The following is an 18,859-nucleotide window of genomic DNA, read 5'->3' on the forward strand; positions in this document are numbered from 1 at the left end:
CGCCGCGCACATCGGCCGAGCAGCCGCACCGGCGTCGGCCGTTCGGCCGAGGAAACCCTGCGGCCGGTTCGGTCGTTCACCCCTCGACGGCCACCCCCATCCGGACGGAGACCCCATGAACCCGCTCGTCTGCCCCAAGTGCGGCTCGGACATGCGCGCGTACGAGCGCAACGGCGTGACCATCGACCAGTGCACGGGCTGCCGCGGGATCTTCCTGGACCGCGGCGAGCTGGAGAAGCTCACCGACGCCGAGGCCTCGTACTACGGCTCGCGACAGGCACCCCCCGCACCTGCACCCGCACCCGCCCGCTACCCCGAGGACGACCGGTACCGCGACGACCGGTACCGCGGTGGCGACCGCGACGACTACTACAAGAAGAAGAAGAAGCGCAGCTTCCTGGACGACCTCTTCGACTGAACCCGGATGTCAGACCCTCACGGCAGGGTGTGCGCATGGATGTGCGGGCAGCGGTCGAGCGCAGGGTCGAGTCGGGTGAGGTGCACGGGGCCGCGTGGCTCGTGGACCGCGCGGGGGACGTGTCCAGCGGCGCGGCGGGCAGCAGCGCGGTCGACTCGGTCTTCCGCATCTCGTCGGTGACCAAGCCGGTGGTCGCGGCGCTCGCGATGCAGCTGGTCGACGACGGGCTGCTCCGCCTGGACGACCCCGTCGACGCCCTGCTGCCGGAGCTCGCCGACCGGCGCGTGCTGCGGACCCCCGACGGCCCGATCGACGACACCGTCCCCGCCGACCGCCCGATCACCGTGCGCGACGTGCTCGAGTTCCGGCTCGGCCTCGGCATGGACTTCGCCGGCCCGTTCCCCGGCACGGTGCTCGGCGCGCTCGCGGAGCGGGGTCTGCCGGTCGGTCCGCCGTCGCCGCAGGCCGCCCCCGAGCCCGACCAGTGGATGCGGATCGTCGGGAGCGTGCCCCTGTCCCACCAGCCGGGTGAGAAGTGGCTGTACAACACCGGCGCGCAGGTGCTCGGGGTGCTCGTCGCACGCGCGGCGGGCCGACCGCTGCCGGAGCTGCTGGCGGAGCGCGTCCTCGGCCCGCTGGGCATGACCGACACCGGCTTCCACGTGCCGCCCGACCGGCTGGGGCGGCTCGGCCGGCAGTGGCTCGGGACCGAGGTCTACGACGAGCCCGACGGGCAGTGGGCCACGCCGCCCGCGTTTCCCGACGCCGCCGCCGGGCTGGTGTCGACGGTCGCGGACCTCCACGCGTTCGCGGCGAGCCTGCGCACGGCCGACCCGTCGTGGCGCACCGCGCGCCACGGGGAGGAGTGGGGCCTGGGCGTCGGCGTCCAGCTCGCCGACCTGCCCGACGGTCGGCACGCCGGCAGCTACGGGTGGGACGGCGGCCTGGGGTCGACGTGGTGGACGGACCCGGTGACCGACACGATCGCGATCCTGCTCACCACCGACGCGTGGACGTCACCGCAGCCGACGCCGGTGTTCGACGACTTCTGGGCGGCGGCCTTCTAGACCAGCTGCTCGACCAGCGCGATGACGACCGAGTCGTTCCAGCCGTCGATCCCCTCGAACACGACCGTCCGCTCGGGCGAGTCCGCCCAGACCTGCTCCAGCCGCCGGAACTCGTCGGCGTCGCCCTCGGCGCTCACCGCCCAGGTGAACTCGGCCGTCTCCCGGTTGAGGTACGCCGACTCGACGGTGAACCCGAACGCCTCCCGCGCGGGCACCAGGCGCGTCGGCCACCACGTGAGGAACTCGTCGAGCAGGTGCGGCTTCACGTTGTAGCGGCGGAGCTGGACGGTGCGGGGCACGACGGGTTCCTCTCGGTCGGGTTCTGTCATGGTGCCTCAGCGGACGTGCAGCGCACCCACCGTCGCCTCGACGTGGATCACGGCGTCCCGCAGCGCGAGCTCGGTGACGGTCACACCGTCGACCTTGGCCGAGATCGCGTCCTGCACCGCGATCACGACCCACGGCTCCGACTCGCCGCGCTGGACCTCGACCAGTCCCGGGGGCAGTCCGCGGTCCCGCAGCGCGGCGTTGATCGGGCCGACCAGGAACGGCACGAGCTTGTGCGCGGGGAGCGCCCGGGCGTGCGCGGTGACCACGAGCGTCACCACCCCCGCCGAGAAGTCGGCGAACCGGACCGTGACCGCGACCGTGCCGGCCGCGGCGGCCGCGAGGCGCAGGGCGGTGGACGGGTCCGGTATCGCGCGCAGGTCGATGTCGGCGTGGATCGTCGAGCCCTCGCACCGCACGTCTCGGACCATCGGAGGCAGGGGTTCCTTCGCCACGACGACGGCGATCGCCTCGGCGAACGGTAGGGCGATCTGCATCGGCACTCCTGGGTCGGCCGGACGGTGACCTCTGCACGGTACGGCCTGCCCGTCAGGCGGGGGTGCCCTCCGCGAGCCAGACCGCGAACGCGTCGAACGACGAGGGGCGGCCGAGGAACCGCTCGACCAGCTCCGCAGCGTCCGCGGTGCCGCCGGGTGCCAGGATCGCGTCGCGGTACCGGCGGCCGACGGTGGGGTCCATGAGCCCAGAGGTGAACCCGGTGAGCAGGTCCTTCGCGATGATCAGGCTCCAGAGGTACGTGTAGTACGCCGAGCCGTACCCGTCGAGGTGCCCGAACCCGGCGTACTGGTGGGTCTCGGCGATGGGGGCGTACGGCCCGAAGCGCGCGTCGATGTCGGCCGTGTACGAGGCCAGGTCCGCGGGCGGAGCGGCGTGCAGGCCGTAGGACAGGGCCGTGTAGTTGAGCTGACGACGGGTCCACGCGCCACGGCCGAACGCGTCGGCCCGCCGCATCCGCTCGACCAGCGCGGCCGGGATGGGCTCCCCGGCGGCGTTCGTCGCGAAGGACCCGAGCACGCCCGCGTCCCAGCCCCACTCCTCGAGCAGCTGGCTGGGCGCCTCGACGAAGTCCCACTCGGTGGCGACGCCGCTGAACATCGCCCACGGCTGGTTGCCGCCCAGCACCTCGTGCACCAGGTGACCGAGCTCGTGGAAGAACGTCAGCACGTCGTCGTGCTCCATCAGACCGGTCGGGAAGTTGCAGACCAGCGTGCCCTCCGGCAGCGAGCGCCCCGCGATGCCCGGCACCAGCGGGAACTGGGCGGCGTGGTTGAACTTCCCGGAGCGCGGGTGCATGTCGAGGTAGACCCGGCCGATCGCGCGTCCGTCGTCGGTGACGTCGTAGACCTCGACGTCCTCGTGCCACGTCGGAGCGTCGACCGGCCGCAGCTCGATCCCGAACAGCCGCGACACCACGTCCAGCACGCCCGGCTTCACCGTCTCGTACCGGAAGTACTCGCGGACCTCGCGGGAGTCGACGTCGTACTGCTCGTTCTTGATGACCTGGTCGTAGTAGAGGTTGTCCGCCGCGGTCACCGCGGTCGCGTCGGGCACGTCCTGGCGGTACCGCGCGAGCATGAGGTCGACGTCCCGGGCCGCGGGCTCGGCGGTGAGCGCGTCCAGCCGGTCGACCAGGTCCGCGATCGCCTGGCCGGAGCCGATCATCTTGACCTCGGCGTCGTACGTGGGCCAGTCCGGGTAGCCGAGCAGCGTCGCGCGCTCGGCGCGGAGCCGGAGCAGCTCGGCGAGGATCGGCTCGTTGGCCGGCCACCCGATGCGCTGGTGCTCCGTGGTGAGCGCCAGCCGGACCGACGGGTCCGTCGCGTACGTGCGGACCGGCAGCAGGTCCGGGTACTCGGTGGTCAGCGTGACCAGGCCGTCCTCGCCTGCCGGGTGCTCCGCGCGGAAGTCCTCGGGCAGCCCGTCCAGCTGCTCGGGCCGCACCTGGATGCTGCGGACCCCGTCGCGGATGTTCCGGGAGAACTCCAGGCCCAGCTCGGTGCACCGCTGCGCGAGCGCCTTCAGTCGGTCGCGGTCCTCCTGCGAGCGGTCGACGCCGGCGCGCCGGAAGTCACGCAGGACGTGCTCGCGCAGCCGGGTCGCTCCCGCGTCCAGACCTCCCGGGTCCGTCGCGGCGAGCACCTGCCACAGGTCGTGGTCCAGGCCGCGCTCCGTGACCAGGTCCTCGGCGGCCTGCGCGCGCTCCTCAGCGGCTGCGCGCAGGTCGGCGTCGGGGTGCACCTCGGAGAGCAGGTGCGCGGCCGCGGACCCCGTCGCGATCGCGATGTCCGCGTCGTTCCAGAGCTCCAGCACCTCCGTCGTCGAGCGTGGCGTGCCGTCCTTCAGCCGGGCCAGCAGCGCACGGGCGTCGTCGAGCGACGCGTCCACGGTCGTGGTGAGGAAGGCCGGCCAGCCGGCGGGGTCAGTGGGGAAGGAGGTCGGCATGAGCCGACGATAACCGGCGCCCCCGTGACTCGTGCGACCCCTTTGTGGCGAGGCGCCCGGCTCCGGCAGCGCGGACTCGTAGGCTCGACGGGTGCAGACCCGGCTGGCCGACATCGCGCAACAGGCGCAGGTGAGCACGGCGACCGTCTCCCGCGTGCTGAACGGACGGCCCGGCGTCTCCGGCGCCACCCGCCAGTCCGTGCTCGCGGCGCTCGACATGCTCGGCTACGAGCGCCCCGCGTCGTTGACCACGAAGTCGGTGGGCCTGGTCGGGCTCGTGGTGCCGGAGCTGACCAACCCGGTGTTCCCCGCCTTCGTCGACGCCATCGAGCAGCGCCTCTCCGAGGAGCGGTTCACGCCGCTGCTGTGCACCCAGTCCCCCGGCGGGACGTCCGAGGACCGGTACGTCGAGGTGCTGCTCGACCACGCCGTGAACGGCATCGTGTTCGTCTCCGGCCTGCACGCCGACAAGCAGGCCAACCTCGGGCGGTACCAGCGGCTGCGCAACTCCGGCGTCCCGATCGTGCTGGTCAACGGCTACAACGCCGAGATCGACGCGCCCTTCGTCTCCACCGACGACGAGGCCGCGATCGACGCGTCCGTCGACCACCTCGTCGCGCTCGGCCACCGTCGCATCGGGCTGGCCATCGGCCCCGACCGGTTCGTGCCCACCCGTCGCAAGGTCGCCGCGTTCGGCGCGGCCCTCGCGCGGCACGGCCTCGACGACGGCGGGGTCCACGTGAGCTCGTCCCTGTACACCGCCGAGGGCGGGCAGGCCGCCGCCACCGACCTGCTCGACTCCGGGCACACCGCGATCGTCTGCGGCTCCGACCTCATGGCCCTCGGTGCGATCCGTGCCGTGCGCTCGAACGGGCTGCGCGTCCCGGAGGACGTGTCCGTGCTCGGGTACGACGACTCCCTGCTCGTCGCGTTCGCCGACCCGCCCCTGACCACCGTCCGCCAGCCCGTCGACGCGGTGTGCCGGGCCGCCGTCGACGCGCTCCTGGCCGAGATGCGCGGGGAGAAGCCGTCGCGCGTGGAGCAGCTCTTCGCCCCGGAGCTCGTCGTGCGCGGCTCGACGGCTCGCGCCCCGGTCTGAGTGGGAGGCCGCCCCTAGGGTGAAGCCCATGCCCGAGCCCTTCGTCTCGCCGACCACGCCTGAGGCCATCGAGGACCTGCGGGCTCGGTTGCGGGCGACGCGGTGGCCGGAGTCGCCCGAGGACGCCGGCTGGTCGCTGGGCATCGACCTGCACTACCTGCGTGAGCTCGTCGCCTACTGGGCCGACGGGTTCGACTGGGCTGCGCAGGAGGCGGCGCTGTCCCGGCATCCCCGGTTCCACGTCCCGCTGGGTGCCCGTCGGATCCACGTCGTGCACGCCCGCGCGGCTGCCCCGGGCGCTCTCCCGCTCGTCCTGACGCACGGCTGGCCGGACTCGTTCTGGCGGTACAGCAAGGTGATCACGCTGCTCACCGACCCCGACGACCCCGCGGACGCGTTCGACGTCGTCGTCCCGGACATGCCGGGGTTCGGGTACTCGGGCGGTGCGCCGCTGGACGTCGTCGGCGTCGCGGGCCTGTGGGCCGAGCTGATGACCGCGCTCGGCTACGACCGGTTCGGGGCGGCCGGCGGGGACATCGGCAGCGGGGTCAGCCGGTTCCTCGCGCTCGACCACCCCGACCGCGTCGTGGCGGTGCACCGCACGGACGGCGGGATGCCGATCTACACCGGCGACCCGGCAGACCTGGCTCCCGAGGAGCGCGACTTCATCGCGAGCGCCCAGGCGTGGGGGGCGGGCGAGGGCGCGTACGCCGCGATGCACCGGACCAAGCCGCTGACCGCGGCCGTCGGCCTGACCGACTCCCCGGCCGGGCTCGCGGCGTGGATCGTCGAGAAGCTGCACGCGTGGAGCGACGCGGACCTCTCCGCCGACGACATCCTCACCAACATCACGATCTACTGGCTCACCGGAACCATCGGCTCGTCGATGCGGATGTACCACGCCAACTCCCAGGTCCCGCTCGAGCAGCACGCCCGCCGGGTCGAGGTGCCGTCCGGGTTCACGCTCTTCCCGCACGACCTGGTGCGGCCGCCGCGCGCGTGGCTCGACCGCATGGCGAACACCGTGCGCGTGACCGAGCCGGTGCACGGGGGCCACTTCGCGCCGATCGAGGAGCCCGAGCAGTACGCCCAGGAGCTGCGCGAGTTCTTCCGGCCCTACCGCTGATCCGGACGCCGGGCGAGAATCGCTCCGCCCGGCACGTCGGCGTCGGGATCGAGCAGCACGGTCACCTCCGTCGCGAAGCTCGCGTCACGCAACCAGCGGGCAACCCGCTCGACGGGTCGCCAGTACACGTCGATCCGCATCGGGTGGCCGCCGTAGCCCTCCGTCTTGTGGTTGCGCTGGTCACCGACGTGGAACCCGAGCATGGCGACGCCGCCGGGACGCAGGACGCGGTGCAGGTGGCCGGCCACCGTCGGCATGTCCTCGTCGGGGACGTGGATGGTCGAGTACCAGGCCAGGACGCCGCCGATCGACCCGTCGGGCACGTCGAGCTCGGTCATGGAGCCGACCGTGAAGCGCAGTCCCGGGTGCGCACGGCGAGCGAGCCGGACCATCTCCGGGGAGAGGTCGATGGCCGACGCGTCGAGCCCGAGACCCTGCAGGAGCGCGGTGACGTGCCCGGGTCCGCACCCGACGTCGACGACAGGGCCACCGACCGCGCGGACGCACTCGGCGAACATCGCGAGAACCCCCCGGGTGACCGGCAGGTCGTCGAGCCTCGTGAGCATGATCCGCGCGTAGCTCTCGGCGACCGTGTCGTACGACTCGCGCGCGTCCGCCAGCCAGCCGGTCACGGACGCCCCAGGATCAGTCGCACCGTGACGGTGTCCCCCAGCTCCAGGACCTCCGCCTTGCGGACCATGTCCTTGACCGGCACCAGGTAGCGGCCGTCCTTCGGGAAGAGCGACGTCTCCCACTCGGTGTCGTCGATGCGAGCGAGCACCGGGATGACACCCCACCCGTAGGTGACCTCCGAGGACACCGCCTTGATCGCGGCACTCTCCGCGGCCGGCACGGGCACGTAGTGGTACGGGGACGGCCCACGCCAGTAGATGATCTCGCCGGTGAACTCGAACTCCATCGCGCCATGATGCCGTCACGGCCGGACACGGGCACCCCTCTCGAGGTGCCCGTGCCGTGGTCAGTGCCAGTCGGAGATCTGGACGTCCGCCGGGGCGGGTGCCCCGGTGCCCGTCTCGACCAGCTGCTTGAGGCTCATCAGGAACGTCGCCCACTTGGTGCTGCAGTGCGACATGAACTCGACCTGCTCCTTCCACCCCTCGTGGGCGAACAGGACGATCACGTACTCGCCCTCCTGCTTCAGCTCCCACCGCACGGTCGTCCCGATCCACTCCGGCGGCCCGTCGACGACCTCCCAGAGCACGCTCCGTCCCGGCACCTGGTCGAGCACGACCATGTCGATGCCACCGGGCTCGAACCGGAACTCCAGCAGGCCACCGACCTCGGCCTGACCCGTCGTGTCGGCCGTCCACCAGCCCGCCAGGCCGTCGACCGTCGCCACCGCCGCGTACACGTCGTCCAGGGCCGCACCCTTCACGCCGACCCTGTGGATGATGTCCACCATCTCGATCTCTCCTCTCGTCATCTCTTCTGACTGCGCTCGATCGCCTCGGCGATCCGCTTGATCCGCTGCAGGCGCGCGTCCCACGCCGCCCCGACGTCGGCCAGCTGCGCCACCGCGCGGGCGAGCTGGGCCTCGTCCACCCGGTATCGCCGCTCGCGCCCGGCGGGCGTGACGTGCACCAGACCGACCCGGTCCAGCACCACCAGGTGCTTGGCGACGGCCTGGCGCGTCACCGGCAGGCTGTCGCTGAGCGTGGTGGCCGTGCCGGCCCCGTCGGCGAGCAGGAGGTCGAGCATCCGGCGACGCGTCGGGTCCCCGATCGCGGACCAGAGGTCGTCGTCGACGGCGACGCTCATGGCGTCGACACCAGCCCGGCCGCGTACTGGGCGATGGCCGGCACGAACCGGTCCCAGCCCTCGACGTGGTCGGCGTACGCCGCCTCGAGGGTCGCGATCTCCCAGCCCTTCTCCCGGAACCCGGTCTCCGTCATCCGGAGCAGGGTTCCCGCGCCGGACGGGACGAGCTCGAACGTGACGAGCAGCGAGGGCCCGTCGGTGCCCTCGTCGAAGACCCAGCGGAACGAGAAGAGTCGCGGCGGGTCGGCCTCCACGACGGTGAGCGGCTCGACGTGCTCGTCGGCGGTACCGAGGCCCCAGCCCACCGACGACGCGACGCCCGGGGTCGGTGACACGTCCGTCTCCGCGCCGCCCCACCACTCCCGGATGTGCTCGGGACTGCTGACGACCGCGAAGACGACCTCCGGCGACGCGTCCACGTGGATCTCCCGCTCGATGCTGCCGAACTCCATGAGCTTCTCCTTCTGCAACGTTTGGTTGCAGATGACGATAGCCTCCGGATCCAACCGACGCAACCATCAGTTGCATATGCTCCGCGGACCCGACATGGATGTCGCGACGCACCGGTTTCACGACACCCGTGTCGGGTTCGACGTCCGGGGACGTGGGTTGCTGGGACGTGCCGCGGTCGGTCGGGCCGGTGGCACACTCGGCCGGTGACCTCGCCGTTTCCCGACCAGCGCCCGGCCCGGGTCCGGGTCGAGTGGGGGCTGAGCGGGGCGTTGCAGCTGCTCGGACCGGACGGCTCGTCGAGTCTCGTCGTCGTCGTCGACGTCCTGTCGTTCTCCACCGCTGTGACGGTCGCGTGCGATCAGGGTGTCGTCGTCCACCCCTACCCGCACCGCGATCGCGCGGGCGCGGAGGCGCTGGCCGCACGACTCGGTGCTGCGCTGGCGCAACCGCGGGGAGACGGGCGGCTCAGCCTCTCGCCGGCGTCACTCCTCCGCCTGCGCGGCGGTCGGCTGGTCCTGCCGTCTCCGAACGGGGCCACCATCGCGCACGGACTCGCAGGCACGGGCGCGACGGTCGCCGCCGGCTGTCTCCGCAACGCGTCGGCGGTCGCTCGCACCGCGACCGAGCACCTCGCCGCGGACGCGCGGAACGACGTCGTCCTCGTCCCGGCGGGCGAGCGGTGGCCCGACGGAGCCCTGCGACCGTGCCTCGAGGACCTGCTCGGCGTCGGCGCGATCGCGGCGGCCCTCCGCGACGACGACCTGTCGAGCGAGGCACGTGCGGCCACCCGGCTCTGGCTCGCGACGCCCGATCCGGCGGCAACCGTCCGGGACGCGACGAGCGGTCGCGAGCTCACGGCGGCCGGCTGGTCCGACGACGTCACGATCGCGACCGACCTCGACGCGACGGGCACGGTCGCACGGCTGGTCGACCACGGCGAAGGCCCGGCGTTCACGACCACCTGACCCCCGACGCCGCGCACAGCCCGCCCCGGCGACCAAGCCATGCGTCCCGCCGCGGAGCGCTCGCACGGCGCTCAGGGCTTGCTCGTCAACGCGTGCGAGGCGGACCAAGCCATGGGTGCCGCGGCGGAGGGGCCGCGCGGCACTCATGGCTTGGTGGTCAGCGGCGGCGGGCCGCGACGCTGGTGATCACCGGTGCCAGCAGCGCGATCGCCGACGCGACGAACGCGGCCGTCGCGACCGTCGCGTCCACCAGCGGGCCGTTCGTGCGGCCGAGGCCGATCCAGGCCAGGCCCCACGCCATCGCCAGGCCGACGGGGACGATCACGGACGGGCGGCCCCGGCCGAACACCGCGTAGGCGACCGACAGTGCCGCACCGGCGGCGAGCACGATCACCGACCAGGCCGTGGCGCCCAAGCCGAGCTCGCCGACGTCGGCGACCGTGAGGAACGCGGCGATGTTCGCGAGCGTCGCCACGCTGACCCAGCCGAGATACAGGCCCATGGTCACGTCGGTGATCAGGGAGGTCGCCGTCCCCGTGTGCGCGATGCGCACCAGCCGGACGAACACCACCGCGAGCACGGCGAGCAGCGCGAGGATCACGACGACGCTCCCGCCGACCGACCCCGCCTGCACGACCCCGATCCACACCGCGTTGAGCAGCATCGAGGCGAGCACCCACCACGACACCGCGCGCAGGCGCGGGTCGGCGCCCTGGCGGGGCAGGGCCTGCGCGACCGCGAACACGCCGAGGCCGAGGTAGATCAGCGACCAGATCGAGAAGGCGGGGGTGTCGGGGGCGAGCGGGGTGGCGGTCGCGGACAGGGCGCCGTCGGCGGCGTCCGCGATGGGCTGGCCCCCGAACGCGCCGGACCCGACGGCGGCGCCGGCGATCGCGACGACCGCACCGACCAGGACGGTGACCTGGCGGACCCGGTCCCGGGTCGTGGCGGGTGCGTGGGTGTCGAGTGCGGTGTCCATGCGGCCATCGTGCCAACACTCAGCATGCTGAGCATCTCGAAAGGAGTTGACCCGTCGGAGAGGCTGGTCCGCGATGACGACCCGTATGCACGACGACGAGCTCGACCTGCCCGTCGAGCTCGTGGAACGCCTCCTCGCCGACCAGCAGCCGCAGTGGGCCCACCTCCCCGTCAGCCGCCTCGCGTCGAGCGGCACCGACAACGCGATGTTCCGCCTCGGCGACGACCTGGTGGTGCGGATGCCCCGCATCCACTGGGCCAGCGACACGGTGGACCACGAGGTCCGGTGGCTCCCGCAGGTCGACGGGCTGCTGCCGGTGACGATCCCGCGGGTGCGGGCCGTCGGCACCCCCGCCGCGGGCTACCCGTGGACCTGGTCGGTGCTGACCTGGGTGCCGGGCGACAACCCGGTCCTCGGTAAGCTGGGGGATGCGGAGAACCTCGCGCGCGACCTCGCATCGCTCGTGCGGGCGATCCGCGCGCTGACCCTGGACGGCGGCAGGGTCAAGGACGGACGGCTGGTCGACCGCGACGCACAGGTGCGCGACGACATCGTGGCCGTCTCCGACGAGATCGACGCGGACGCGGTGACCGCGATCTGGGAGCAGGCGCTCGCCACCGCCGAGTGGGACGGCCGGCGCACCTGGGTGCACGGCGACCTCGCGCCGGGCAACCTGCTGCTCACCGACCACCGACTCACGGGCCTGATCGACTTCGCGGGCATCGCCACCGGCGACCCGACGCTGGACCTCGGCGTCGCCTGGAATCTGCTGCCGCGACCGGCCCGGGCGGTCTTCCGGGACGAGCTCGACGTCGACGGGACCACCTGGACCCGCGCCCGGGCACGCGCGCTCGCCCAGGCGCTGGTCCAGCTGCCGTACTACCGCGACACCAACCCGGTGCTCGCCGCCAATGCGCGGCACGTGATCCGTGAGGTGACGGCCGAGGCCGGCTGACGGCAACCGCCGGGACGATTCGACTGGACTACCCACCCGTCGGCGGCGCACCATCGACCCGTTCCTGAACGACGCGAGCACGGAGCGCACCACGATGCAGCAGGGAAGCGAGGCGGCCGTCCTGGCCTGCTCAGCCGGGGCCCGGACGCCCGCCCAGCACGCCTGACGCCGTCCCCGGCGACACCACCGACGGACCGCTGATCCGCCGGTCCTCGGGCGTACCCCGGCGGGTGCTCGCGCCGTCACGACCCCGTGCCGGCTCCCGCCTCCCCGAGAGCACCGACCATGAACCCCCTGAACGAGAACCAGATCCGCACGTCCTTCGTGAACTGCTCGCGCCGCGAGGCCGCGCAGCTCACCCTCCCCCCCGACCTGTCCGACCTGCGCTGGGACCGGCTCGACTACCTCGGCTGGGTCGACCGCAAGGCACCCCAGCGCGCGTACGTGGTCCTGCCGGTCGACGACGTCCTCGTCGGCATCACCCTGCGCTCGCCGGAGGGCGCCGCGTCCCGCCGCCGAGCCGTCTGCGCCTGGTGCGAGGACGTCTACGCCACGGACGACGTCTCGATGTACGTCGCCCGCCGCGCGGGCGGTCCCGGCCGCAACGGCGACACCATCGGCACGCTCATCTGCACCACGTTCGAGTGCTCGCACAACGTGCGGCGCAAGCCGACGATCATCGAGGCCGGTCAGGACCCGGCCGGGCTCGTCCTGCGCCGCATCGACGGGCTGCGCGAGCGGTCCGTGCGGTTCGCACGCGAGGTGCTGCGCGCCCTGTGACTGCTCCGTCCGATGGTGCGGCGACGCTCCGCCGCACCATCGGACCGGCTCGGTTGCCAGCGCGAACTATCTCCCACCTGTGACCGTTCTGTGCTGATCTAGTGGGCGGCCGACAGGGGGTTGGCCCGGCGTGGCCTACAGGCCGCGTCGACGTGTGAGGAGGACACCGCATGGCGGCACGTCGAACTCTGGTCGCACTAACATCATCGATCGCCATCGTCGCAGCGGGGGCGCTCACGTCCCCGGCGGCGGCGCACGATCGCGGGAGATCCCCGGAGAAGTTCGCCCAGAAGGTCACCACCCGGGCAGTCCAGGGCCACCTGGCGGCCCTGCAGCGCATCGCCGACGAGAACGGCGGCAACCGCGCCGCCCTGACGTCCGGCTACGAGGCGAGTGCGCGCTACGTCGAGCGCACCCTGCGCAAGGCCGGCTACACCACCGAACGGGACCCGTTCACGTTCGACCGCGAGATCATCGACACGGCCACCCTGACGGAGAACTCCCCGGGCTCCGCCGCGTACGAGGTGGACCAGATGGAGTTCTCCCCGAACTCTCCCGTCGGCGGGGTGACGGCCGACCTGGTCGCCCCCACCGACCCCCTCGGCTGCCTCGCCACCGACTGGTCGGGCGTCGTCGCCACCGGGAAGATCGCCCTCATCAGCCGCGGTTCGTGCGCGTTCGCGATCAAGGCCGCGAACGCCGAGGCCGCCGGCGCGGTCGGCGTCGTCATCTACAACAACGTCCCTGACGTGCAGCTGTTCGGCACGCTCGGCGCGGAAGGCGTGACCATCCCCGTGGCCGGCTTCCGGCAGGCCGACGGCCAGGCGCTCGCCACCGCGCTCGCCGCCGGTGCGGTGAACGTGACGCTCGACCTGACCAGCCACACCGAGGTGGCCGAGTCGTTCAACGTCATCGCCGAGACCAAGCAGGGCCGGGACGACAACGTCGTCATGCTCGGCGCGCACCTCGACAGCGTCGAGGAGGGACCCGGCATCAACGACAACGGCACCGGGTCGGCGACGATCCTCGAGGTCGCCGTCCAGCTGGCCAAGTCCCACACCCCGCACCACAACACGGTGCGCTTCGCGTGGTGGGGCGCCGAGGAGCTGGGGCTCATCGGCTCGACGGCCTACGTGGACGAGCTGGCCACCCAGGAGGGTGAGCTCGACCGCATCGCGACGTACCTGAACTACGACATGGTCGGCTCGCCCAACTACATCATCGGCGTGTACGACGCGGACCAGTCGACCTACCCCGCGCCGGTCGACGTCCCCGAGGGCTCCGAGGCCACCGAGGACGTGCTGACCGACTGGTTCGACTCGATCGGTCAGCCGTGGGTCGACACCGAGTTCTCCGGACGCTCCGACTACCAGGCGTTCATCCTCAACGGCGTCCCGGCGTCCGGTCTGTTCACCGGAGCCGACGACGTCAAGACGGACGAGGAGGTCGCCCTCTTCGGCGGCACCGCGGGGATCACGCACGACCCGAACTACCACTCGGCCGGTGACAACCTGTCGAACGTCAACGCGACCGCCCTCGGCATCATGACCAAGGCGATCGCAGCGTCCACGTACAGCCTCGCGTGGGACACGTCCGCCATCAACGGCATCTCCGGCCCCGGCAAGGGCAAGCCGCACCCGAGCCACGGGCACGGACCCGGCAAGCACCTCGGACCCGAGGACCGCGTCATGCTGGAGCGCGCCTCCTGATGACCGTGGGTGGCGCGCACGGGCTCCGTGCGCGCCACCCTGCGGTCACCCCTTGACGGCCCCTGAACACCTGCCCTAGCGTCGACCCGCCGCCGGGCAAGCGCTTTCTCGCAGGGGTTGAGATGCACGTACGACGACGTACAAGCCTGTTCCTCATCACGCTCAGCGTGCTCGGTGTCGCGCTCAGCGGCGTCGCCGGCGCAGCGTCCGCGCACGCCGGGCCCGGTCACGACCGACCCGATGCGGTCGTCTCCGCCGACGGTCGCGGCGACTTCACCAGCGTCCAGGCGGCCATCGACGCCGCCCCCGCGGGCGCCACCGAGGCGTGGGTCATCGCGGTGCGACCCGGCGAGTACCGGGAGCTGGTCAAGGTCCCCGCGACCAAGCCGTTCCTCACGATCGTCGGCACGGGTCACCGCGCCCAGGACGTCGTGATCGCCTACGACAACGCCAACGGCACCCCCAAGCCCGACGGCTCCGGCCCCTACGGCACGTCGGGCAGCGCCAGCGTGACGCTCGACGGCGCCGACTTCACCGCCCGGAACCTGACGTTCGCCAACCTGTTCGACGAGGCCGCGCACCCGGAGATCACCAACCGCCAGGCAGTCGCCGTCCTCACGCGCGCCGACCGGCTCGTGTTCGACGGCGTCCGGTTCCTCGGCAACCAGGACACTCTCTACGTGAACAGCTCGTCGGCGGCCGTCGTCGCCCGCGCGTACTTCCGCGACTGCTACGTCGAGGGCGACGTGGACTTCATCTTCGGCCGCGCGACCGCCGTGTTCGAGGGCGGCGAGGTCCGCTCGCTGACCCGCGGATCGGCCACGAACAACGGGTACGTCACCGCGCCGAGCACCATGATCGACAACCCGTACGGCTTCCTGTTCACGCGCGTCCGCTTCACCAGCGACGCCCCCGCCGGCACCGTCTTCCTCGGCCGGCCATGGCACCCGAGCAACGACCCGAACGCGATCGGCCAGCTGCTCGTGCGGGACTCCTGGATCGGGGACCACATCGGGGCGGTCGCCTGGAGCGACTTCTCCGGCGGCTGGTCCTGGCGGGACGCCCGCTTCGCCGAGCACCACAACCGCGGACCCGGCGCCCTGGTCACCGCCGACCGGCCGCAGCTGACCCCGGCGGAGGCGAAGGCGTTCACCGTCCAGGCGTACCTCTCGGGCACGGACGGCTGGTCACCTCAGGCGCGTCGCCGCTGATCGGCCGCTCACCCGAGCCGGTACACGGACACGTGCGAGCGGGAGTCGGCCGTGAACTCCTCGCCGGACCAGTCGGCGTCGCGGCTCTCCAGCGTGAAGCCGGCCAGCTGTCCCATGAGGTCGAGCTCGGACGGCCAGATGTAGCGGTGCGGTGTGCGGCCGAGCTCGGCCTGCCGGCCCGCGTCGAAACGGAAGTGGTGCGAGACCACCCGCTGGTGCAGGACGTCGTAGGTGTCGAGGCCGATGTACCCGGGCTGGTTCAGCCAGACGGTCGCCTCCACTCCGGGCGGGAGCTTGCGCAGCTCGGGCACCCAGAGCTCGATCACGAACGCTCCGCCCGGGACGAGGTGGCGGGCGGCGTTGCGGAAGCACGCGACCTGTTCCTCCTGCGTGAGCAGGTTCGCGATGGTGTTGAACACGAGGTAGACGAGGCTGAACTCGCCCGGTGCGGTGGCCGTCGCCATGTCGCCCAGCACGACCGGGATCGCGTCCTCGTCGACCTTGGTCCGCAGCTGCTCGACCATGTGCGGCGACAGCTCGATGCCGGTGACCGGAACCCCGCGCTCGGCGAGCGGAACGGCGACGCGACCGGTCCCGATCGCGAGCTCGAGCGCGCGACCCCCGTCCGCGAGCGCTACGAGCCTGTCCACTGTCGGTCCGAGGACCTCGGGCGCGAACATGCCGGTGCCGGGGGTGTCGTAGCGCCGTGCGGTCTCGGCGTCCCAGAGCTGTTCCATCGGGTCGACGATGTCAGTGGACGGCCGCGCCCGTCCACGGGATTCAGGCCTCGGGTATGGGCCGTCCGAACGTCTCCAGGGTGATGGCGGCCGGGTCGGGTCCGCCGCGCACACCGCGGTCGAGGGCGGTGATCGCGGCGAGCTCGGCCTCGCTCAGCTCGAAGCCGAACACGTCGAGGTTCTCGGCGATCCGCGTGGGGTTGGTGGACTTCGGGATGGCCGAGCGCCCCTGCTGCAGGTGCCAGCGGAGCATCACCTGCGCGGGTGACCGGCCGTGCTCGTCGGCGATGCCCGTGATCGTCGGGTCGTCGAGCGTGCTGCCGGCATACCCCTCCCGGTAGAACGTGATGCCGCCGATCGGGGACCACGCCTGCGTGAGGATCCCGTGCTCGGCGTTCGCGGCCAGCACCTCCGGCTGGGAGAAGTACGGGTGCACCTCCACCTGGTTGAGCGCGGGCACCACGGACGCGGTACCGAGCAGCTCCTCGAGGTGCTCGGGCATGAAGTTGCTGACGCCGATCGCGCGGACGCGGCCGTCGGCGAGGAGGGTCTCCAGCGCGCGGTACGCCTCGATGGTCAGGTCGAACCGGCTGGGCAGGGGCTGGTGCAGGATCAGCAGGTCGAGCTGGTCGACGCCGAGCTTCCCGACGCTCTTGTCGAAGGCGTGCAGGGTGGCGTCGTAGCCGTAGTCGGAGATCCAGACCTTCGTCTCGAGGAACACCTCCGACCTCGCGACGCCGGACCGGCGCAGGCCCTCGCCGACCCCGCGTTCGTTCAGGTAGGCCGCGGCGGTGTCGATGTGCCGGTATCCGGTGGCGAGCGCGGTGGCGACGGCGTCGGCCGTCTCGTCGGGCGGGGTCTGGAAGACACCGAAGCCGAGCGCGGGCATCTCGGTGCCGTTGTTGAGGGTCAGGGTGATGGACATTCCGTCGACGCTACGACGGCGTCGCGGACCTTGGGAGGCCCTGGCGTGACCCCCCAGTCAGCGCAGCGCCGCGACCTTGCGGGCCAGCACCTCGCGCTCACGCTCGTTCCCGCACAGCGCGATCGCCTGCTCGAGCTCGCGCCGGGCGTCGTCGTGACGACCGAGGCGGCGGAGCAGCTCGCCGCGCACGCTCGGCAGCAGGTGGGACTCGCGCAGGCGGCCCGCCGCGACCAGCTCGTCCACCACCGACAGCCCCGCCGCAGGACCCTGCGCCATCGAGATCGCGACCGCTCGGTTCAGCTCGACGACGGGTGACGGGGCCAGCCGCCCGAGCGCTTCGTAGAGCACGACGATCCGGTCCCAGTCGGTCGCCTCCACCGACGGCGCGACCGCGTGGCACTCCGCGATCGCGGCCTGGACGCCGTACGCCCCCAGCCCGCGGCCCACACGACCGGCGGTGGCCAGGGCTGCGCGTCCGCGGCGGATCGCCGCCCGGTCCCACCGCTGACGGTCCTGCTCCTCGAGCAGCACGGGCTCGCCGTCGTCGCGGACCCGCGCGGGGAACCGGGCGGCGGTCAGCTCCAGGAGCGCGAGCAGACCGTGCACCTCGGGCTCGTCGGGGACCAGCTGCGCCAGGACGCGCGCCTGCCGGACGGCCTCGTGGGCCAGGTCCTGACGGATCCAGTCACTGCCCGACGTCGCCGACGAGCCCTCCGTGAACACGAGGTAGAGGACGTTCAGCACCGCCGCCAGCCGTTCGCGCCGCTCGCCGGGCGGCGGCACCTCGAACGCGACCTGCGCAGCGCCGAGCGTCTTCTTCGCGCGGGTCACCCGGGCCTGGACCGTGGAGGTCGGCACCAGGAGCGCCCGGGCGATCTCGTCGCTGGTCAGACCGCCGACCACCCGCAGGGTCATCGTGACCTGTGCCTCGCGCGACAGCACCGGGTGGCACGCGACGAACATCAGCGCCAGTACGTCGTCGTCGATCCGGTCGGGGTCCCACAGCAGGTCGTCGCCGACGCTCTCGCTCAGGTCGCGCGCGAGAGTCGCGTGCCGCTCGTCGAGCGCGACGCGACGCCGGTACGTGTCGACCGCCCGCCGTCGGGCCACCGTGAGCAGCCACGCCGCCGGGCTGGTCGGGACCCCGTCGCGCGGCCACGCCACCAGCGCGGCCGCGAGCGCCTCCTGCGCGAGGTCCTCCGCCAGGCCGAAGTCGCCGGTGGTGCGGGCGAGGGTCGAGACGATGCGCGCGGACTCGATCCGCCACACCGCCTCGACCGCGTCCCGCCCGGAACCCGACCGACTCAGAGCTGACCCGCCCGCTCGCGCCACGCACGCACTCGCCTTCCCGCGGCTCTCGTCCGACGACGTCAGAGCTGGCCCGCCCGCTCGCGCCACGCACGCTCCTTCTGGATCCACTCGTTGTCCTGCGGGAAGTCGTCGATGCTCGTGACCCGGCGGATCTCGGTCTTCTGGCCGGGCCCGGTCATCGGTGCCCGCTTGGCCCACTCGACGGCCTCCTCCTTGGAGGCGACGTCGAGGATCCAGTAGCCGCCGAAGAGCTCCTTGGTCTCGCCGTAGGGGCCGTCGCTGACGACGGGCGGGTCGGACGAGAAGTCGATGACCACACCGTCGGCGGCATCGTCCAGGCCCTCGGCCGCGACGAGCACGCCGGCGGAGATCATCTCCTGGTTGAACCGGCCCATCGCCTCCATGATCGTGTCGAAGTCGACGTCCTGGAACGCCGCGTAGGCCTCGTCGGTGGCGCGCATGATCAGCATGTACTTCACGGTTGTTCTCCTGCCGTGTCGGGGTCCCCTTCGGACCCTCTCACTGACGAGTCGAACGGCGGAACCGCGGGATCGA

At 72.4% G+C, this 18,859-nt stretch carries 22 protein-coding genes; 9 read left to right on the forward strand and 13 right to left on the reverse strand.

What is annotated here, in order from left to right:
* Positions 1 to 115 precede the first annotated feature (115 nt).
* Together ASD16_RS16930 and ASD16_RS16935 are read left to right on the forward strand one after the other, a co-directional pair.
* Positions 116 to 418: a zf-TFIIB domain-containing protein gene (locus ASD16_RS16930; RefSeq protein ID WP_055920122.1), complete on the forward strand. Its 303-nt coding sequence runs from the start codon at positions 116 to 118 to the stop codon at positions 416 to 418.
* 35 nt (positions 419 to 453) lie between these two features.
* Positions 454 to 1,485, forward strand: coding sequence for a serine hydrolase (locus tag ASD16_RS16935; protein WP_055920126.1), 1,032 nt, complete (start codon positions 454 to 456; stop codon positions 1,483 to 1,485).
* Here the strand turns inward: ASD16_RS16935 and ASD16_RS16940 are convergent.
* The 3 genes from ASD16_RS16940 to ASD16_RS16950 are packed head-to-tail and all read right to left on the reverse strand — an operon-like array spanning position 1,482 to position 4,275.
* A complete protein-coding gene (locus ASD16_RS16940) occupies positions 1,482 to 1,784 on the reverse strand; it encodes a hypothetical protein (RefSeq protein WP_055920129.1) in 303 nt (100 codons plus the stop codon). The genes ASD16_RS16935 and ASD16_RS16940 overlap by 4 nt on opposite strands.
* A 36-nt stretch (positions 1,785 to 1,820) precedes the next feature.
* On the reverse strand, positions 1,821 to 2,309 hold the full coding sequence (locus tag ASD16_RS16945) for a hypothetical protein (RefSeq protein WP_055920133.1): 489 nt from the start codon (positions 2,307 to 2,309) through the stop codon (positions 1,821 to 1,823).
* 52 nt (positions 2,310 to 2,361) lie between these two features.
* Positions 2,362 to 4,275 carry a M3 family metallopeptidase gene (locus ASD16_RS16950; protein ID WP_055920135.1) on the reverse strand — a complete coding sequence of 638 codons (1,914 nt, stop codon included), beginning with the start codon at positions 4,273 to 4,275 and terminating at the stop codon, positions 2,362 to 2,364.
* A 91-nt stretch (positions 4,276 to 4,366) separates the two neighbouring features.
* Between ASD16_RS16950 and ASD16_RS16955 the strand changes: the two genes are divergently transcribed.
* Both ASD16_RS16955 and ASD16_RS16960 read left to right on the forward strand, forming a co-directional pair.
* On the forward strand, positions 4,367 to 5,374 hold the full coding sequence (locus tag ASD16_RS16955; RefSeq protein ID WP_055920139.1) for a LacI family DNA-binding transcriptional regulator: 1,008 nt from the start codon (positions 4,367 to 4,369) through the stop codon (positions 5,372 to 5,374).
* Between the two features lie 28 nt (positions 5,375 to 5,402).
* Entirely contained in the window at positions 5,403 to 6,500 is a 1,098-nt protein-coding gene (locus ASD16_RS16960) for an epoxide hydrolase family protein (RefSeq protein ID WP_055920142.1), read from the forward strand.
* Here the strand turns inward: ASD16_RS16960 and ASD16_RS16965 are convergent.
* Genes ASD16_RS16965 through ASD16_RS16985 form a run of 5 tightly spaced genes read right to left on the reverse strand, consistent with a single transcriptional unit; the run spans position 6,491 to position 8,731 of the window.
* Positions 6,491 to 7,132: a class I SAM-dependent methyltransferase gene (locus ASD16_RS16965; RefSeq protein ID WP_055920145.1), complete on the reverse strand. Its 642-nt coding sequence runs from the start codon at positions 7,130 to 7,132 to the stop codon at positions 6,491 to 6,493. The genes ASD16_RS16960 and ASD16_RS16965 overlap by 10 nt on opposite strands.
* Positions 7,129 to 7,419, reverse strand: a complete 291-nt coding sequence (locus tag ASD16_RS16970; protein ID WP_055920148.1) for a DUF1905 domain-containing protein — start codon at positions 7,417 to 7,419, stop codon at positions 7,129 to 7,131. The genes ASD16_RS16965 and ASD16_RS16970 overlap by 4 nt, the downstream gene beginning before the upstream one ends.
* Before the next feature lie 60 nt (positions 7,420 to 7,479).
* Positions 7,480 to 7,944 carry an SRPBCC domain-containing protein gene (locus ASD16_RS16975; RefSeq protein ID WP_235523375.1) on the reverse strand — a complete coding sequence of 155 codons (465 nt, stop codon included), beginning with the start codon at positions 7,942 to 7,944 and terminating at the stop codon, positions 7,480 to 7,482.
* Positions 7,941 to 8,279, reverse strand: coding sequence for a metalloregulator ArsR/SmtB family transcription factor (locus ASD16_RS16980; protein ID WP_055920151.1), 339 nt, complete (start codon positions 8,277 to 8,279; stop codon positions 7,941 to 7,943). Before ASD16_RS16980 ends, ASD16_RS16975 begins: the two co-directional genes overlap by 4 nt.
* Entirely contained in the window at positions 8,276 to 8,731 is a 456-nt protein-coding gene (locus tag ASD16_RS16985; protein ID WP_055920154.1) for an SRPBCC domain-containing protein, read from the reverse strand. Before ASD16_RS16985 ends, ASD16_RS16980 begins: the two co-directional genes overlap by 4 nt.
* Before the next feature lie 204 nt (positions 8,732 to 8,935).
* On the opposite strand from ASD16_RS16985, the gene ASD16_RS16990 reads away from it, so the two are divergent.
* Positions 8,936 to 9,697 carry a 2-phosphosulfolactate phosphatase gene (locus tag ASD16_RS16990; RefSeq protein ID WP_055920157.1) on the forward strand — a complete coding sequence of 254 codons (762 nt, stop codon included), beginning with the start codon at positions 8,936 to 8,938 and terminating at the stop codon, positions 9,695 to 9,697.
* A gap of 157 nt (positions 9,698 to 9,854) precedes the next feature.
* Here the strand turns inward: ASD16_RS16990 and ASD16_RS16995 are convergent, their stop codons facing one another.
* Positions 9,855 to 10,676: a tryptophan-rich sensory protein gene (locus tag ASD16_RS16995; RefSeq protein ID WP_055920160.1), complete on the reverse strand. Its 822-nt coding sequence runs from the start codon at positions 10,674 to 10,676 to the stop codon at positions 9,855 to 9,857.
* 73 nt (positions 10,677 to 10,749) lie between these two features.
* Here ASD16_RS16995 and ASD16_RS17000 point away from each other — a divergent pair, with 73 nt between their 5' ends.
* The 4 genes from ASD16_RS17000 to ASD16_RS17015 all read left to right on the forward strand — a co-directional run bounded on the left by ASD16_RS17000 (position 10,750) and on the right by ASD16_RS17015 (position 15,331).
* Entirely contained in the window at positions 10,750 to 11,631 is an 882-nt protein-coding gene (locus ASD16_RS17000; protein WP_055920164.1) for an aminoglycoside phosphotransferase family protein, read from the forward strand.
* A 285-nt stretch (positions 11,632 to 11,916) separates the two neighbouring features.
* Positions 11,917 to 12,411 carry an FBP domain-containing protein gene (locus ASD16_RS17005; protein WP_055920167.1) on the forward strand — a complete coding sequence of 165 codons (495 nt, stop codon included), beginning with the start codon at positions 11,917 to 11,919 and terminating at the stop codon, positions 12,409 to 12,411.
* Between the two features lie 170 nt (positions 12,412 to 12,581).
* Positions 12,582 to 14,120: a M20/M25/M40 family metallo-hydrolase gene (locus ASD16_RS22395; protein WP_055920170.1), complete on the forward strand. Its 1,539-nt coding sequence runs from the start codon at positions 12,582 to 12,584 to the stop codon at positions 14,118 to 14,120.
* A gap of 122 nt (positions 14,121 to 14,242) precedes the next feature.
* Complete coding sequence (locus ASD16_RS17015; RefSeq protein ID WP_082570923.1) at positions 14,243 to 15,331, forward strand: pectinesterase family protein; 1,089 nt, start codon at positions 14,243 to 14,245, stop codon at positions 15,329 to 15,331.
* A gap of 8 nt (positions 15,332 to 15,339) precedes the next feature.
* Here ASD16_RS17015 and ASD16_RS17020 read toward each other — a convergent pair whose 3' ends face one another.
* The 4 genes from ASD16_RS17020 to ASD16_RS17035 form a co-directional block, all read right to left on the reverse strand.
* The gene (locus tag ASD16_RS17020) at positions 15,340 to 16,068 is read right to left on the reverse strand and encodes a bifunctional 2-polyprenyl-6-hydroxyphenol methylase/3-demethylubiquinol 3-O-methyltransferase UbiG (protein ID WP_055920176.1); all 729 of its coding nucleotides are present in this window, start codon (positions 16,066 to 16,068) and stop codon (positions 15,340 to 15,342) included.
* Between the two features lie 43 nt (positions 16,069 to 16,111).
* Positions 16,112 to 16,993, reverse strand: coding sequence for an aldo/keto reductase (locus ASD16_RS17025; RefSeq protein WP_055920179.1), 882 nt, complete (start codon positions 16,991 to 16,993; stop codon positions 16,112 to 16,114).
* Positions 16,994 to 17,050: 57 nt separating this feature from the next.
* A complete protein-coding gene (locus ASD16_RS17030; RefSeq protein WP_369817989.1) occupies positions 17,051 to 18,262 on the reverse strand; it encodes an RNA polymerase sigma factor in 1,212 nt (403 codons plus the stop codon).
* A 101-nt stretch (positions 18,263 to 18,363) separates the two neighbouring features.
* Complete coding sequence (locus ASD16_RS17035; RefSeq protein WP_055920182.1) at positions 18,364 to 18,783, reverse strand: YciI family protein; 420 nt, start codon at positions 18,781 to 18,783, stop codon at positions 18,364 to 18,366.
* Positions 18,784 to 18,859: the final 76 nt, after the last annotated feature.

Origin of the sequence: Cellulomonas sp. Root485 (assembly GCF_001426705.1) — a bacterium.
Taxonomy (GTDB): domain Bacteria; phylum Actinomycetota; class Actinomycetes; order Actinomycetales; family Cellulomonadaceae; genus Cellulomonas.

What these genes read in the sequence shown, in the direction of transcription:
- ASD16_RS16975 (WP_235523375.1), bottom strand. Translation starts at nt 7,944, where the DNA reads ATGACGAGAGGAGAGATCGAGATGGTGGACATCATCCACAGGGTCGGC.
- ASD16_RS16995 (WP_055920160.1), bottom strand. Translation starts at nt 10,676, where the DNA reads ATGGACACCGCACTCGACACCCACGCACCCGCCACGACCCGGGACCGG.
- ASD16_RS17025 (WP_055920179.1), bottom strand. Translation starts at nt 16,993, where the DNA reads ATGTCCATCACCCTGACCCTCAACAACGGCACCGAGATGCCCGCGCTC.
- ASD16_RS17020 (WP_055920176.1), bottom strand. Translation starts at nt 16,068, where the DNA reads ATGGAACAGCTCTGGGACGCCGAGACCGCACGGCGCTACGACACCCCC.
- ASD16_RS17015 (WP_082570923.1), top strand. Translation starts at nt 14,243, where the DNA reads ATGCACGTACGACGACGTACAAGCCTGTTCCTCATCACGCTCAGCGTG.
- ASD16_RS16970 (WP_055920148.1), bottom strand. Translation starts at nt 7,419, where the DNA reads ATGGAGTTCGAGTTCACCGGCGAGATCATCTACTGGCGTGGGCCGTCC.
- ASD16_RS17005 (WP_055920167.1), top strand. Translation starts at nt 11,917, where the DNA reads ATGAACCCCCTGAACGAGAACCAGATCCGCACGTCCTTCGTGAACTGC.
- ASD16_RS17000 (WP_055920164.1), top strand. Translation starts at nt 10,750, where the DNA reads ATGACGACCCGTATGCACGACGACGAGCTCGACCTGCCCGTCGAGCTC.
- ASD16_RS16950 (WP_055920135.1), bottom strand. Translation starts at nt 4,275, where the DNA reads ATGCCGACCTCCTTCCCCACTGACCCCGCCGGCTGGCCGGCCTTCCTC.
- ASD16_RS16985 (WP_055920154.1), bottom strand. Translation starts at nt 8,731, where the DNA reads ATGGAGTTCGGCAGCATCGAGCGGGAGATCCACGTGGACGCGTCGCCG.
- ASD16_RS16980 (WP_055920151.1), bottom strand. Translation starts at nt 8,279, where the DNA reads ATGAGCGTCGCCGTCGACGACGACCTCTGGTCCGCGATCGGGGACCCG.
- ASD16_RS16960 (WP_055920142.1), top strand. Translation starts at nt 5,403, where the DNA reads ATGCCCGAGCCCTTCGTCTCGCCGACCACGCCTGAGGCCATCGAGGAC.
- ASD16_RS22395 (WP_055920170.1), top strand. Translation starts at nt 12,582, where the DNA reads ATGGCGGCACGTCGAACTCTGGTCGCACTAACATCATCGATCGCCATC.
- ASD16_RS16945 (WP_055920133.1), bottom strand. Translation starts at nt 2,309, where the DNA reads ATGCAGATCGCCCTACCGTTCGCCGAGGCGATCGCCGTCGTCGTGGCG.
- ASD16_RS16930 (WP_055920122.1), top strand. Translation starts at nt 116, where the DNA reads ATGAACCCGCTCGTCTGCCCCAAGTGCGGCTCGGACATGCGCGCGTAC.
- ASD16_RS16935 (WP_055920126.1), top strand. Translation starts at nt 454, where the DNA reads ATGGATGTGCGGGCAGCGGTCGAGCGCAGGGTCGAGTCGGGTGAGGTG.